Source organism: Trichocoleus sp. FACHB-90 (assembly GCF_014695505.1).
GTDB classification, from domain to species: domain Bacteria; phylum Cyanobacteriota; class Cyanobacteriia; order Cyanobacteriales; family FACHB-T130; genus Funiculus; species Funiculus sociatus.
The window spans coordinates 46,217-61,238 of record NZ_JACJOK010000053.1; the positions used below are offsets into that span (position 1 = coordinate 46,217).

General features: G+C 47.2%; 15 protein-coding genes and 1 pseudogene. 8 read left to right on the forward strand and 8 right to left on the reverse strand.

The annotated features are described in order from the left end of the window. Positions 1-80: 80 nt before the first annotated feature. Positions 81-1,052: a solanesyl diphosphate synthase gene (sds, locus tag H6F74_RS15255; RefSeq protein ID WP_190442541.1), complete on the reverse strand. Its 972-nt coding sequence runs from the start codon at positions 1,050-1,052 to the stop codon at positions 81-83. 597 nt (positions 1,053-1,649) lie between these two features. On the opposite strand from sds, the gene H6F74_RS30565 reads away from it, so the two are divergent. Next, positions 1,650-1,778, forward strand: coding sequence for a hypothetical protein (locus H6F74_RS30565; protein WP_277873836.1), 129 nt, complete (start codon positions 1,650-1,652; stop codon positions 1,776-1,778). Between the two features lie 63 nt (positions 1,779-1,841). On the opposite strand, the gene murI is transcribed toward H6F74_RS30565, so the two are convergent. From murI to H6F74_RS15270, 3 genes and pseudogenes are all read right to left on the reverse strand, one after another. Beyond that, on the reverse strand, positions 1,842-2,705 hold the full coding sequence (gene murI / locus H6F74_RS15260) for a glutamate racemase (protein ID WP_190442542.1): 864 nt from the start codon (positions 2,703-2,705) through the stop codon (positions 1,842-1,844). 51 nt (positions 2,706-2,756) lie between these two features. Further along, a complete protein-coding gene (locus tag H6F74_RS15265; protein ID WP_190442543.1) occupies positions 2,757-4,685 on the reverse strand; it encodes an N-acetylmuramoyl-L-alanine amidase in 1,929 nt (642 codons plus the stop codon). 445 nt (positions 4,686-5,130) lie between these two features. Next, positions 5,131-5,754 (reverse strand): annotated as a pseudogene (locus H6F74_RS15270) (cation:proton antiporter); the annotation flags it as partial. A gap of 334 nt (positions 5,755-6,088) precedes the next feature. On the opposite strand from H6F74_RS15270, the gene H6F74_RS15275 reads away from it, so the two are divergent. After that, positions 6,089-6,823 carry an SIMPL domain-containing protein gene (locus H6F74_RS15275; RefSeq protein WP_190442546.1) on the forward strand — a complete coding sequence of 245 codons (735 nt, stop codon included), beginning with the start codon at positions 6,089-6,091 and terminating at the stop codon, positions 6,821-6,823. Between the two features lie 73 nt (positions 6,824-6,896). Here the strand turns inward: H6F74_RS15275 and H6F74_RS15280 are convergent, their stop codons facing one another. Continuing rightward, positions 6,897-7,259 (reverse strand): single-stranded DNA-binding protein, encoded by a 363-nt coding sequence (locus H6F74_RS15280; protein WP_190423693.1) that lies wholly within the window; start codon positions 7,257-7,259, stop codon positions 6,897-6,899. Between the two features lie 299 nt (positions 7,260-7,558). Between H6F74_RS15280 and H6F74_RS15285 the strand changes: the two genes are divergently transcribed. From H6F74_RS15285 to mreD, 3 genes are all read left to right on the forward strand, one after another. Beyond that, a complete protein-coding gene (locus tag H6F74_RS15285; protein ID WP_190423691.1) occupies positions 7,559-8,566 on the forward strand; it encodes a rod shape-determining protein in 1,008 nt (335 codons plus the stop codon). Between the two features lie 174 nt (positions 8,567-8,740). Continuing rightward, on the forward strand, positions 8,741-9,475 hold the full coding sequence (gene mreC, locus H6F74_RS15290; RefSeq protein WP_190442548.1) for a rod shape-determining protein MreC: 735 nt from the start codon (positions 8,741-8,743) through the stop codon (positions 9,473-9,475). Between the two features lie 84 nt (positions 9,476-9,559). Next, entirely contained in the window at positions 9,560-10,105 is a 546-nt protein-coding gene (gene mreD, locus H6F74_RS15295) for a rod shape-determining protein MreD (RefSeq protein ID WP_190442550.1), read from the forward strand. Positions 10,106-10,134: 29 nt separating this feature from the next. Here the strand turns inward: mreD and H6F74_RS15300 are convergent, their stop codons facing one another. Further along, a complete protein-coding gene (locus tag H6F74_RS15300; RefSeq protein WP_190442551.1) occupies positions 10,135-10,944 on the reverse strand; it encodes an HAD family hydrolase in 810 nt (269 codons plus the stop codon). A gap of 220 nt (positions 10,945-11,164) precedes the next feature. Here H6F74_RS15300 and ribD point away from each other — a divergent pair, with 220 nt between their 5' ends. Beyond that, on the forward strand, positions 11,165-12,298 hold the full coding sequence (gene ribD / locus H6F74_RS15305; RefSeq protein WP_190442553.1) for a bifunctional diaminohydroxyphosphoribosylaminopyrimidine deaminase/5-amino-6-(5-phosphoribosylamino)uracil reductase RibD: 1,134 nt from the start codon (positions 11,165-11,167) through the stop codon (positions 12,296-12,298). Between the two features lie 69 nt (positions 12,299-12,367). Next, entirely contained in the window at positions 12,368-12,979 is a 612-nt protein-coding gene (locus H6F74_RS15310; protein ID WP_190442555.1) for a hypothetical protein, read from the forward strand. A gap of 73 nt (positions 12,980-13,052) precedes the next feature. Here H6F74_RS15310 and H6F74_RS15315 read toward each other — a convergent pair whose 3' ends face one another. Beyond that, the gene (locus H6F74_RS15315; RefSeq protein ID WP_190423680.1) at positions 13,053-13,286 is read right to left on the reverse strand and encodes a hypothetical protein; all 234 of its coding nucleotides are present in this window, start codon (positions 13,284-13,286) and stop codon (positions 13,053-13,055) included. An 840-nt stretch (positions 13,287-14,126) separates the two neighbouring features. Between H6F74_RS15315 and H6F74_RS15320 the strand changes: the two genes are divergently transcribed. Then, positions 14,127-14,441 carry an RNA-binding protein gene (locus H6F74_RS15320; RefSeq protein ID WP_190442557.1) on the forward strand — a complete coding sequence of 105 codons (315 nt, stop codon included), beginning with the start codon at positions 14,127-14,129 and terminating at the stop codon, positions 14,439-14,441. Positions 14,442-14,539: 98 nt separating this feature from the next. On the opposite strand, the gene H6F74_RS15325 is transcribed toward H6F74_RS15320, so the two are convergent. Continuing rightward, positions 14,540-14,839 (reverse strand): hypothetical protein, encoded by a 300-nt coding sequence (locus H6F74_RS15325; RefSeq protein WP_190442559.1) that lies wholly within the window; start codon positions 14,837-14,839, stop codon positions 14,540-14,542. Positions 14,840-15,022 lie beyond the last annotated feature (183 nt).

Below are 15,022 nucleotides of genomic sequence, written 5' to 3' on the forward strand. Positions count from 1 at the left end.
TTTTCACTCGTAGAGACAGGGGCTAACCCTTATCTCTACCTCACTGTTATAGTTCCCAGTACAACCACTACAACCAGCCCCTAGTAAAGGCGACTCAACACGTATTCAGCCATGTCAATCAGGGCTTGATGGCATTCTGAGGTGGGTAAAGAAGCTAATTGTTGGACGGCGAGTTGAGCATGATGTGAGGCTAATTCGCGCGATCGCTCAATTCCCTTCCCTTCCATTATCAGCGCGATCGCTTCTTCTAAATCCCCATCCTGGGTAAACTCTCGCTCGATTAGCACCTCTAAGTAAGGCTTTTCTTCCAAAGCAAACAATACGGGTGCGGTCAGATTACCACTTTTTAAGTCAGACCCGGCTGGTTTGCCCAACGCTTCTGTCGAGCCTGTGAAGTCAAATATATCATCTACGATCTGGAAAGCCAACCCAATGTGACGCCCATAGCAATACAAATTATCTGCCACTTCCGGCGACACATCGCTCAAGCAACCAGCAGCCTTGGCACTATTGGCAATTAACGAGGCGGTTTTATAGTAACTTTTCTCCAGATAAGCTTCAATCGACAAACTGGTGTCAAACCGATTCAGCCCTTGCTGAATTTCTCCTTCTGCCATATCCATGATCACTTCTGAGAGTAGCTTGACCACTTCCAGGTTATCTAGATTTGCCAAGTACCAAGAAGATTGGGCAAATAAGAAATCCCCCGCTAACACAGCTATCCGGTTGCCAAACCGACTGTGAACCGTAGCCACACCCCGTCGTATTTCCGATTCATCTACTACGTCGTCATGTACCAGGCTTGCGGTGTGAATCATCTCTGTAATTTCCGCTAACCTTCGGTGACGTGGCGTGATGTCTTGATCTAGCATCGTCGCCCGTGATATCAGTAGGACAATTGCGGGTCTGACGCGCTTTCCTCCCGCCCCGAATAAGTGTTCTGCCGCCGCATAGAGGATGGGATGACGCGCACCAACCAATTTTTTCAAGTTCTCCGTGAGAACACGTAGGTCAGCTTCAACAGGGGCAAAGAGGGTAGTGACTGAGGTCATGGATTAGCCATTCAGGCGTTAGTTACGAAATTTTACATTCTTGTCATTTATTTTAAGCTAATGATCCCCTAGAGGGAAGGTTTTATTGGTTAGAGGATGCTGACCAAGGCTTTTTCGGAAATTGTATAGATTTGTAAAGTATATAAAAAAAACGGCTTTAACCACTGAGGATCTTGTGTTACTCTAGTATGTAAGGATTTGAATAACTTCATAGACTTACTGAGTAGGAAAATTACAGATAACGCTTTCTGTGTGTCTGTGATGAGTAGTTATGACGGTTTTTGGTAGGCGGTAGCATTTCTGGCTTCCTGCATAATCTCACAGTGCATTAGCCCTGGGGATAACAGCCCTCAGAAAAATGAAATACTTGCGAGTAGCTTTCCCTATAGGGAGCTTTGCTAGGTGAAGTACCGTTGAAAATTCTATATTTTCAAACGCACTTCTAGGGTCTGGCATTAATCAATCAAAAATTTTAGGTATCGGAAACGACTACCGAAAATTTTATAGGCAGCAATAAGCTCAAGCATAGCGTGAGCCAAGTTTGCTATTCAAAAGTTTGTTATAAAAATTCACGATCCTTTAGTTGATAGCGACGTTATGACGTATAATGATATGCCTTTGATTATTCCCGTTCTAGCTACTGGTTATTTGTTAACAGTGTATCTGCTGTTGATTTTGGCACAGCGGACTGTTAAGGGTGCAGGAAGAACGAAATCTGCGCCCTAGCGATCGCACTTACCGACAACAAGCTTGTTGTTAGCAGCCTAAATTCGACTGCTAACAGCAAGCTTAAGGTAATTGTCGGTGTAGCATTGCTGGTAAATAAACTTTTTCAACCTCTGGAGTACAGCCCAGCCACTGTACCGACAGTTGGGCAAACTGTTCGGGACAGCCGCTAACCGCAAATCGAGTTGCCAAAGGAGGGCGAACATTTCTCAATCCTAATAAATCAAGCTCTTGTGCAGCAGCGGAAACTACGTGAACTGCTGGATCGCAAAGGTTAACCGACCTGGGCAGAATTGTCTTAAGAATCGGTGCCAAGTGAGGATAGTGGGTACAGCCGTAAACCAGCGTGTCGATTCGATATTGTAGCAAAGGTGCTAGGTACTCCCGCGCTACCTCTAAGGTGTACGGGTCATAAATGCGGTTTTGCTCAATTAGCGGCACAAACTCTGGACAACCCACTTGCCAGACAGAGACAGTAGCATCAACTTCTAAAATAGCGCGGCGATAGGCATTACTGGCAGCCGTGGCTGGGGTAGCAATCACACCAATCCGTTTACCCAGCCCAACCGCAGCACGCGCCCCAGGCAAGATGACCCCTAAAATCGGTAGGTCGAACTCAGACCGCACTGCTTCCAACGCCAGAGCGGAACTGGTGTTGCAAGCCATGATCGCCATTTTGACACCCTGATCTACCATCCAGATCAGAATTTCGCGCACAAACTGCAAAATTTCAGCTTGAGAGCGGGTACCGTAGGGCAGTCGAGCCGTATCGCCAAAATAAAGAATCGACTCATTAGGCAGATGTCGGTAGAGTTCTCTCAATACAGTCAGACCACCGACACCGCTATCAAAAACCCCTATTCTGCTTCTTTGTAATATTTCATTGCTTTTTTGTCCATTTATGTGTCCTTCTTGTTTGCTGTTCATTTTCAATCGATCACTCCCCACTCACCACGAACCAAGGCTCTTAACCGAGGCTTAAAGATTTTGTTGAATGTACTGTAGAATACCGCGAGCGATCGCTTGTGCCATCTGACTCTGGTAATCAGGCGAGGCAAGTTTCGCCGCCTCTTGTCGGTTACTAACAAAACCAACTTCCACTAACACAGATGGCATAGAACTCTTTCTAAGTACATAAAATCTCGCCTGCCTCACCCCTCTATCTTTAGCATCAGTAGCCTGCAAAATACTGTTGTGAATGGTTCGAGCTAAACGCCCGCCGCTAGAGTAATAGTAAGTCTCTAGCCCTTGCACATCTGGACGACCACCGATTGAATTGGCGTGGATACTGACAAACAAATCGGCGTTTGCCCGTTCAGCCATTGTCACTCGCGGTTGCAGGTCTACGAAATAGTCATCCTTTCGCGTCATCACCACCTGAACACCCTGCCGCTCTAGCAACGCCTCCACCTGCCGTGCAATCGGCAAAATGACATCTACCTCCTTGAGTCCACCAACGCCGATAGCTCCGGGATCTTTGCCTCCGTGTCCAGCGTCTACCACCACCACCAATCGTCCGTTACGAGGGCGGGGTGAAAACTCTGGGGGATTATTAGTTTCCGGTGCCGGGACGGGAATTGTATCAGGACGGGGAAGCACCGAGCTAAAGCGACCGCGTTGCAGTTGTAGTGCTAATAGCTGGTCAGTCAACTGATTGAGTTCACCAATCTGCACCCCATCTCCCGGTTGCACCAGAACTACCACAGTACGAGGGTCTTGCTGTACAAGACGCACCCGCCGCACCATAGTCTTAGCATCTAGAGTTGGCCCTTTGACTCTTTCAGCCAGAGTTGCAGAAGGAATAGTAATTCGGTAGGCCCCAGCTGAGCCATCCCATTTACCAGTAAATTTTACAGACCGATCTGCTCTGATGAATAATTGAGTTCCGGAGAGTTCAACCGACTGAATCGTTGCCACCTCACCATCGCGGCGCGTTGTTGGCGTTGTTGGCGTTGTTGGCACCGTTCGAGTTGGGGCATTGAAAGGAGAAGGCTGATTCCCAGCCAAAGTCGGGCTTTCAATGTTTCCGGCAGTAGTTCCCTGCGGTAATAGCACAATACCGCCAAAACCGCTGACGCTTGCCTGCCAGTCGGGACTTTCCTTGGTCACGTTCATCGTCACGCGGACGACTGAAGGTGAAGTATCCACCTGAGATAAGAGAATGCGACTGACACCATAACGATTCACCCGCGACTCTGGCGATGAGAGACTACGGGATATGGTAGCGCCTTGGATGTCAAAGGTAATATTGCGGCGATCGCTACTCCGCTTTACCTTAATAATTGAAGGGCGATCGCCATTTGTCCGCAAGAAAAACCCATCATTCGTCACCTGTATATCTTCAATTTGAGCAACTGACCCAGCTGGGCTGGCGGCTGCTTGACTGCTTAAAGATCGATTGAATCCAGAGGACGGCGACAAATTTCCCAAAGTTGGCTTACTCGGAGAAGTTGGCCGTATCGAGGAGAACGAAGAATTTACTAGAGTTGGTCTAGCAGAAGAATTTGGTAATTGTGAAACTCGTTGAGGTTTTGGTAATTGTACCGACCACTGACTGGGGGAAGCTCCCTGAAATACTACTTGTTCCGGATCAAGCGTATAACCAGGGTCTAATTCAATCACCAGGCGAGTAACATTACCCTCAAACTGCCCCACTCGCAAACTGCGTAACGCCCCCGCCAACTGCTGAGTCACCGTTGGGCGTCCGAAAGTTGTACCAGGCAAATCGATTACCAGACGTGAAGGATTAGCCAAAAGCTGCGCTTTCGGCTGCACCCCATCGTCAGTCCTAAAATCCAGCCGGTTTTGATTAGCATCAAAACGCCACGAAACCAGTTTTGCCGCAAAAGCGGGAGATGTAACCAGAAAAAGGCTCAAACAACTGGGTAATAGCCAGTAAAGTCTCACTATCGTTTCTCCAAAAGAAAGGTAAAGACCGAGTTAAAGCGGTCTGTACGCTCTAGTCCTATTTCGGGTGCGATCAAGTCGCATCCGGGGCATGGCGTAGCCAAGTTAATGATTTTAGACTGGGTTGAACGATACCACGACTGCGGCAGCAATGCAGAACATTAAGCAGGATTGGCTGATTTTACTTGCCATCTTTGGAGATGCCCTATCGAACTGGATTCATGTGTCGTAAATTTTTGCCCCTGGTGTTTGGCAATTAAGTGTCCTTATGCTGCCCATCGCTACATCGGTTACTCAAAATTCCCTCTAGCGAGAAAACTTTTGAATTCATTGAGTCACGCCCCAAGGACGTTGAGACAATGACTTAAGTTTCTCTAAAAGCCTTTATTTGTTAGTTGTTAGTTGTCACTTGTCTGTGGGTAAGAGTTACAGGAAATTGGGGATATAGAACTTTGGAGGTAATACCAATACTGGTTGCAGTCAAAGCTGCACCCGCAAAAATCGCTGGTACCGCTGGAATGCCAAATAAGATCATCAGTCCCGCAGTACCTGCGGCAAATGGTACTACTACCCCGACTACTGCTACGAGTACCGTCTGGATACCAACATCCATCAGTTCCCTGAAATTCGATTCCAGTCCAATTTCAAATAGCAAAATGATCACGCCCAGTTCTGCCAGAACGGACACGACTTCGCTTTCGGTTTGAAACACGCCTACTGCTGCGTCGGGACTTAACCCCCCAGTGGATTGGAGGAAAGACATAATTACAGAACTGGAACTGTCTGCACCACTTTCTGGAAATACCAACAGATGCAGGGCGGAGACACCCACCACCACGCCTCCGACGAATTCGCCTAAGACGGGCGGTAAGCCGATGTTGTTAGATAATTCTCCCCCGATTTTGCTGGCAAGGTAAATTACGACTAGACTCAGCAGTACCCCTGCTAGGACGAGTGGGGCGTTTTCTGCTTCTGGTGTTGCTGTTGCCAGCACAGGAATGGTTTTGTTCCAAAGTGGAAATGAGAATGGGGTGATAAAATTCACCCAGGCAGTTGAAACTATCTCCATTGGGTCTGCATAATTCATTCTTCTCACTGTACAAGCTTCTTTACAAATCCCTGCGTCGATTCGGCTATGGAATTGGAGTGAACTAGGCTACAAGATGATTGCTCTCTAGGGTGTGCGATCGCTCTTAGCGATTCCTCACTCAGCCTAATTAGTTGGATTTGAGCTTGGTCTTTATTATTGAGTATAAATACTTGTACCGGCTAGTGCGATCGCCTTAAAAGTATCTTTAGTTCAGTTGCCAAAACTGTAACTGTTTACACTTTCTGGCTGCTGTAGTGGCACAGTGAGAACATTCAAACTGCATTACAAGCGGTTATGTCTGTGAGGAGAATCTATGAATCTAACTTTTGCGTCTAGTTTTTGGAAGCAGGCTGGGCTGATATCGTTAGTATTAAGTGTGCTTAGCTTGAGTATTGCTACAAGAGCTGTTGCCCAAGAAAAAATGCTGCGAACCCTGACTGTTAGTGGGCGAGGTGTCGAAAATATTCCCACAACTTTGACGCAGGTGCGGCTGGGGGTGGAAGTTCAGGGGAAAGTTGCGGCGGATGTGCAGCAGGAAGCTGCCCGACGCTCAGCTGCTGTGGTGGAGTTGCTAAAATCTCGTAATGTGGAGAAATTAGAAACTACTGGCATTAGCCTCAATCCGATTTACAGCTACGAGAACAATGTCCAGCGTCTAACTGGGTATAGTGCTACCAATATTGTCAGCTTTCGGATTGATACTCAAAAAGCCGGAACCCTTCTGGATGAAGCGGTTAAAGCAGGGGCAACCCGGATTGATGGTATAAGTTTTGTAGCTGATGATAGCGCGATCGCGTCTGCTCAAAAACAAGCTCTACGCGAAGCTACCCAAGATGCCCAAGCCCAAGCTGATGCTGTTTTGAGTTCCCTAAATCTCACTCGTAAGGAAATCGTTAACATTCAAGTCAATGGCGCTGTTGTACCGCCGCCACGGCCAATCCCCATAGCTGATATGGGTATGCGGTCTGAGAGTCTAGCAAAAACCACTCCCGTAATTGGCGGCGAGCAAGAGGTAGAGGCATCAGTTACCTTGCAAATTAGTTATTAATCTAGGGATAAAGCATTAAAAATTCAAAATTTAAAAGGGTAATTCTTCTTTTTAAATTTTGAATTTTTAATTTTTAGAACTCGCTATCGTTATAGCTGCCCGCACTAGCATCAGTGTCTTGCTTAGAACCCAATAGATCCAGGTGATCTACCTTAATGACGGGTGTAGAACGGGTAGCTCCTGAGTTGCGATCGCTCCAAGTATCAAACTTTAACGAGCCTTGCACTCCAATCAAGCTGCCCTTACGGACAAAGTTTTCAGCTACTTCCGCCGTTTTACCCCAAAGTTCTAAATTGAACCAATCCGGCTGGTCGTTATTGCGCGATCGCCTTCTTACTGCCAGCGTCAGCTTACACTTAATGCTCCCTGACTCGAAATACTTAACATCCGGATCTCCACCTACACGCCCTACCAGGGTTACAACATTCAGAGTCATAAGAATTTTTTAGTACATTTGTACTCGCGTATAGTTAAGTATACTTTAGCGAACTGAAATCTTAGTCTCAAATTAACTTTATCCTGATTTACTCTTTGAGGATTAGAATCATGCTTGGAAATCAGTTTGAGGCAAATTTACATAAAGAATTCTTCTTCCTGACTAGACTCAGGATAGAAAACGTAATAGAATCCACCTCGGTTCCATTTCCGTTAAGATTCCGTCACACACAACAGCATTTCATTTTGGGGGCGTAGAAACGAGTGGGTCTTTTCAGTCGCTTTTCCTTATCCCGGGACATGGGTATCGACTTGGGTACTGCTAATACCCTGGTCTATGTATCCGGCAAAGGGATTGTTCTCCAAGAACCCTCTGTGGTTGCTATGGATATGGACACTAAAACCCCGCTGGCCGTGGGGGAAGACGCGAAAAAAATGTTGGGAAGAACTCCCGGCAACGTGGTGGCCTTGCGCCCCCTTCGCGATGGTGTCATTGCCGACTTCGACACTGCCGAGCTAATGCTTAAGCATTTTATCCGGCGGGTTCATGAAGGCAGAGCATTAGTCTCTCCTCGGATTGTAATCGGTATTCCTTCGGGTGTCACTGGCGTAGAACGCCGAGCCGTTATGGAGGCAGCATCTCAGGCTGGTGCCAGAGATGTTTACCTAATTGATGAGCCTGTTGCTGCGGCTATTGGCGCTGGACTACCAGTGGCAGAGCCTACGGGCAACATGATCATTGATATTGGTGGCGGCACAACTGAAGTTGCCGTGCTTTCTTTACAAGGAACGGTTTTAAGTGAGTCGGTGCGCGTGGCTGGTGATGAGCTTTCGGAAGCTATCATGCAGTACATGAAAAAAGTCCACAACCTGGTAATCGGGGAACGTACCTCTGAAGAAATCAAAATTCAGATTGGTTCTGCCTACCCCACCAGTTTTGATGAAGAGGCAATCATGGAGGTGAGGGGTTTACACCTCCTCTCTGGCTTGCCCCGAACTGTTACTATCAAGGGGCCGGAAATTCGCGAAAGTATGTCTGAACCGCTTTCAGTGATTGTGGATGCGGTGAAGCGAACCTTAGAGCGAACTCCTCCGGAACTAGCAGCCGACATTATCGATAGAGGCATCATGCTAGCTGGTGGCGGTGCTTTGTTGAAGGGGCTGGATACGCTAATCAGCCATGAAACGGGCATTGTTACTCACGTAGCGGCAGATCCGCTGTCGTGCGTGGTGCTAGGGACAGGTAGAGTGTTAGAGAACTTCAAACAACTGGAGCGGGTCTTTAGTGGGCGATCGCGCAGTATGTAGCAGTCAGCGGTCAGTGGTCAGTAGTCAGGCAAAAGTTGGAATGTTGGAACGTTGAAACGTTGTCAGGCGACAACTTTCCAACCTTCAAACTTTCAAATGCCAAACGACAGTGGACAATGAACGACGGACAACGAACAACGGACAACGAATAACAGACAAAAAGCTGATAGCTAAATGTATACACTGCGTCGCTGGTGGGTTCGGCACGGCATACAAGTTATGGTGGCGGGGACAGCTATTGGGAGTGCCTGGTTAATCCGGCAAACCCAAGGGGCAGCCGTGTTTGAGGTTTACCAGTTGCTTACCCGTCCCTTTCAAACTGAAGCCCCGCCACAAGAGCTTAGAGAGAATGCCCGCGTACAAGAATTGCAGGATCGCCTGACCGAACTGCAAAACCAAAATCAGAAGTTACAAGAGCTTCTAGGTTATGTACAACAAAGGAAACAAAAGGCGATAACCGCGCCAATAGTCGGGCGTACCCCGGACAATTGGTGGCAACAGGTCACTTTGGGGCGTGGCACTGAAGATGGCATCCAGGAAGACTTTATTGTTATGGGTACAGGTGGCTTGATAGGTCGCGTCGTGAAAGCGACACCCAATACCAGCCGCGTCTTGCTGATCAGCGACCCTAGCAGTCGCGTGGGCGCGGTGGTTAGCCGCAGCCGCGTTATGGGTTATATTCGGGGATACGGCTCTAATCGAGTGGTGATGCAGTTTTTTGACAAAGTACCGGATGTCCGGCGGGGCGATGTTGTGGCAACATCCTCTGTCAGCAAACTGTTCCCCCCAGGCTTGCCACTGGGTCGCGTCGAGTCTGTAAATTTGGAAAAAACCCCGGCTCCTGAAGCAATTATTAAGGTGACAGCGCCGATTAGTTATTTGGAGTGGGTGGTAATATATCCCAAATAAATTTGTTTAGTTATTGGCTAATAGTTAATGGCTCTTGAACAATTAGCTAATGACAATTTATTAATAACTAATAATTAATAACTAATGATTAAGGTTTCTAATTTGTCACCTTGGGCGCGTCAAATTGTCAACTGGGCAGTAACCGTTGGTTCTGTGGTGCTGTGCTTGCTAATCTTGCCGACTCGCCTACCTGGAATGGAGTTATTAGGAATTGCCCCCAATTGGTTGTTGATTTGGGTGGTGGCTTGGAGTGTGAAGCGAACAGCTGTTCAAGGTGCTGTAGCGGGTTTGGTGTTGGGACTGATCCAAGATGGAATGACCTCACCAGAACCCAGTCATGCTTTGAGTCTGGCCGTAGTAGGAATTTTAACGGCTCGGATTCAAAAGCAGCGGTATATTGAGGAAGATTTTATTTCTGTGGCGTTAATTGTGTTCGCGATGGCAGTTGTGGCGGAGACGGTGAGCGCAATTCAGTTCACTATCGGGAGCGATCGCACTCTGGCAGCAATTTGGACTTATCACCAGCGCATCGCCCTCTCTAGCGCCATTCTCAGCAGTCTCTGGGCCCCAGTAGTTTACTATCCGTTGAATCGTTGGTGGCAGCAGATGAATTTGTTGCAGCAATCTTGAAAAGTTGCTAAGTGCTAATTGTTCAACTATTAGCACTTAGGCATTAGCCTAGGACTATTGACTTCTAGCAGGTAATGTGCGACCGAAAGTAAGTCACTATGAATGCAAGTTGGCTGAAACTGCTGTAATCTTTGGCGAGAGCGAATGCCGCAAGTTAGAGCTATTGTGGGAATTGAGACTGCTTGTCCTGCCAAGATGTCGGCTTCGGTATCGCCTACCATCCAGGCTAATGAGCTTTCGCTTTTCGGCTGAGAGTGTTGGGCTATAGCTTTTTCTAAAAGTTGCGTTTTCACGTGGGCGTAGTTTACATACGCAGCATCATCGTCTTCGGTTCCATAAATGCCACTAAACAGCCGCGCCAAACCGTAATTCTGCAAGATTTGGGTGACTTGAGATGAAGAGCGCAACGTCACTAATACCAGCTTAAAGCCCTGAGAATGTAGCAACGGCAGCGCCCAATTTACTCCAGGCTGCATCTTGTCTTTTTGTAACAGTGCTGGTTGATTCACAAGGTTTACCACGCACTGCAAAAATATATCTATCTGCTCTCCAGCTAAGCCGGAGCGCATGGCAATTTCCACATCTGGGACGCGCTCTTGCTTCATTTGCCAAAACTGCTCTAACTTGAGCATTGTAATCGGCAAGATTTCACCCTGAGCTTGGTACAGCTCTTGAGTTTCAGCTAAGGCTAACTGATAAGTTGTGTAGTAGCGTCTGGAAACATCTACGATGGGCCCGTCAAAGTCGCAAAACACCGTCAGTTCGGGGTAATACGGGGAAGTGGCTTGACGTTGGTAACACTGGGGTGGTTGCGAAACTGAGGGTGCTGTGCCTTTCATAAGACGTTACAGATATCAACTTTTAGACACGTTTATTTACCTTAACAGGTGTAACATAAGTTTTTAGAGGATTTAGAAGAGAATTTATATTAGACATTTTTATAGAAATAACAAGCGATCGCTTGCGGCCTAGAAACAGCCTCCAGCATATCCCATCGCCATCTTATGCTGGCTTACCTCTTAATTAATTAAACTCAGGTGTAGCCAGGACAGCAAACTCATGGATAAATTTCCCAAAGACGCCCAACACGAGTCGCCTGTAACCCTCAATGATAGCGCCATGATGCAGCGGTGCATAGAACTAGCCCTAAGCGCCAGAGGAAGAACGGCTCCCAATCCTCTAGTAGGTTCTGTAATTGTCAAGGATGGGCAGATTGTGGGCGAAGGGTTTCATCCGGGGGCAGGTCATCCCCACGCAGAAGTATTTGCATTGCGGGAGGCGGGCGATCGCGCCAAAGGAGCCACAATTTATGTCAATCTGGAACCTTGTAATCACTACGGGCGGACGCCTCCCTGTTCTGAAGCGTTGGTAGCAGCTGGTGTGAGTAAGGTGGTGGTGGGTATGGTTGACCCCGATCCGCGCGTGTCCGGGGGAGGTATTGAGCGATTACGACAGGCGGGGATAGAAGTAGTTGTAGGGGTGGAAGAGGAAGCCTGCAAGCAGCTCAATGAGGCTTTTATCCATCGCGTTCTTTACCACCGTCCGTTTGGCATTTTGAAATACGCGATGACTCTGGATGGCAAGATTGCCACTACTACGGGCCACAGCGCCTGGATCACAGGCATTGATGCCCGAAATGAGGTGCATCGTACTCTTCGGGGGTCTTGCGATGCTGTGATTGTGGGCGGCAATACTGTCCGTCGGGATAATCCCCACTTAACAAGCCATCAAACTGAGACTCGCAATCCTTTAAGGGTAGTGATGAGCCAATCTCTGGATTTACCCGCAGAGGCTCATGTGTGGGAGACAGCGGTGGCTCCTACTTTAGTGTTAACAGAGCAAGGAGCTAATCCGGATTTCCAACAGCTGCTGCTGAAAAAGGGTGTAACCGTGGTAGAGCTAACTGGGCTGACACCGACAAAGGCAATGGCATATTTATATGAGCAGGGATTACTTTCGGTGCTGTGGGAATGTGGTGGCACTTTAGCAGCACGAGCGATCGCAGAAGGAGCAGTGCAAAAAATTTTCGCTTTCATTGCTCCCAAAATTGTCGGTGGTAAGGCGGCTCCCTCTCCGGTGGGGGATTTGGGGTTGGCAACTATGACCGAGGCTCTGACCTTAGAGCGCGTCCGTTGGCGCACAGTTGGCTCAGATTGCTTGGTTGAAGGTTATTTACCGTTAGTCAATGGCTAGTGGCTAATAGCTAATAGCTTATTGTCAATTGTCATTAGCTATTAGCTAGGAACCATTAGCTATAGAAATATGCTCGAAGTTATTTTTGGCAGCCTGTTGGTTGGAAGTTTGGGAATGGATGCAGTGATGCTGAGCGGATGGATGCGCTGGCAGCAGGTGGTTACACGTCAGCAAGATGAGGAGGAGGAAGAAACTTTGACTCGTTATGAATCTAAACAAGACTCCGCACCAGCAGAGTTGCTCTCTTCTAACGGCGGTTCTGTGGGAGCATCCAAAGAACCGCGGATGATGGGCTGGGAATTTAAAATTGTGCGCGCCTCGTCTGATTTGTTTCGCAGTTCAGCTATTTTTCAAAAGCTGTGTGAAGAAGAGGCGCAATCTGGCTGGATTTTGTTAGAAAAACTTGACGATCGGCGGGTGCGGTTTAAGCGAGCGATCGCTATGCGGGACATTATTCCATCGGAATCGCTTTCTTATGACCCTTACCGTAGCCATTATGGGACTAGGTTAAGGCGGCGTACTGGGGTTTACGCAATCGCAGCTGTTATTGCTATGTCTTTACCCGCTTATTTGGGCTATGTTTTGGTGTCGCGGACGCTTGATAATTCCTCTCGGACTATCTCACCGCCAGATTCTCCCCCGGAGAAACTGTCTTTCCCAACGCGCCCTCCGGCTCCATAAAAGCATTCGAGACGCGATGAACATCGCGTCTCTTTTTCTAATGCCGAAGAATTCTTTTTTCCATCAGAGCCTTCTAGTGGGTTTCTTGCCATACAGACTGACGCTCTTGAGCCAGATCCCGAATCAAGGAGAGCTTAGAGTGCAGATAGTCACTCATTATGTTGGCTTCATCGGAATTGAGCGATCGCTGTTGTTTTATCTGCTTGAGTAGCCACTGTACCAAGTTGGCATCGTCTAATTTCAACAGCATATTGGCCTGAGTGGTCTCAATTACAGTCCAAAGCTGACGTAGCATTGTGGGAGTCATACAGTCTCCTTTTGGCGGATACTTGTGCTTGGCGGTGGAATCGGTGGTAACTGGTTTTATTTGTACGGTGGGAGGCGGTGGTTACGGTTCGCTGCCTCTACTTAATTATTCCTTTAGTTTTCCACGATAACTTATCTGGTAATAGCAAAAATGGGATCGCACAAGTTGAAACAATAGTTACAAAATACTTAACAAAGTGAATAATAACTTGACAAAAATGGAGGGTAGGGGGTTTCGCTTTCTCAGTTTTCTCGCCGTTTCATTATCCCCTCTACCCCAGGCAAGGGAACTTTGCCTGTAAAAATCTGTAATAACTGTCGCTTAAATATGATTTCTGACCATGCTAAATATTATTATACCAATAAATATATAACGCTACAAGTCAGTCTAGCAAAAGGTTTTATCTGTTTTAAATCAATTTTTGGCATTTAGGGGGTTTTAAGTCAACTGCCCCATTCTCTTTCTTGTTGAGGCTTGTAACTAACCTCGGCTTTATCTCTTTCGGAGCCAGTTGTGACACGCGATCGCCCAACTCTCAACACGATTGGGTATATGGATTTGCCACAGTTAAAATCCTGAAATCGTGTACTGGCGAGGATTTACCAATCTAGATATAGTATCAGGCGATCGCTTTGTTCCACTTCATCATCCTAAATGTTGCGTTTTGTAACGTTTTTTTAGCTCTCCCACCCATAGCTCTAGACTGTGCTAGTATCGTAGGTGAGAATAAGTTCGGTAGCAGCGTTTGTTTTTAGAATTGACAGGCATTTTCCTTTTAGTTTTGACAGGCTTGTCTCCGAAATCTAAATCTCTACAAAGCTTTGATTTTGGAGAAAATCTATGTCAATTTATGTAGGCAATCTTTCCTACGAAGTCACACAAGAAGACCTCAGTGGTGTTTTTGCAGAATACGGTAGTGTCAAGCGGGTTCAGCTACCTACTGACCGCGAAACAGGTCGCATGCGCGGCTTTGCTTTTGTGGAAATGAGTACGGATGCTGAAGAAACCGCAGCCATTGAAGCGCTTGATGGCGCTGAATGGATGGGTCGCGACCTGAAAGTTAATAAAGCTAAGCCCCGCGAAGACCGAGGTTCATCCTTTGGTGGTGGTGGTGGCGGTGGTCGGAGAAATAGCAATTTCTCTAACCGCTACTAAGCTTTAAGACTAAACCCTTTTAGCCCTAATAGATAGCCCCAGTCCACTTTAAAGGACTGGGGCTATCTCTGTATAGGTTCTGCCAATCTAAGAAAGGACTACATCCCAGCCCAAGGGATAACACTATCCGTCACTTTGTCACTGGCGATGGCTGGGCGAACATTCTCATACACATCAGGATACTTTGCTTGTAACTGTTCTTCTCTGAGATTGGCATTAAGCACAGTACCATCCTGTGTGCTAACTGAGTATAGCAACCCGTTTGAATCTGAAGTGATGGTAATGGTGCGATCGCGCATAACCAGACGAGTTATAGCAGTATGCTCTTGGGCGCGGGTTGCAGTAGCGAACAGGCTGAACCCTAGTAGCAGGAGAGTAGCGACTGACACTTGAGCCATAATGTATCCTCCAATAACATTGGCTCAATGTTAGCGCTAATTACTTCGGACACAGTAACGCCTGTCGATTGACTAATTATTTGTTGTGTTACCAAATTATTTGATATAAATAAATTTAAGCCTGTAACCATTACTATACAAAGGTTACAGGCTATTTTACTATATCTACCCTCGTTTGGGTTT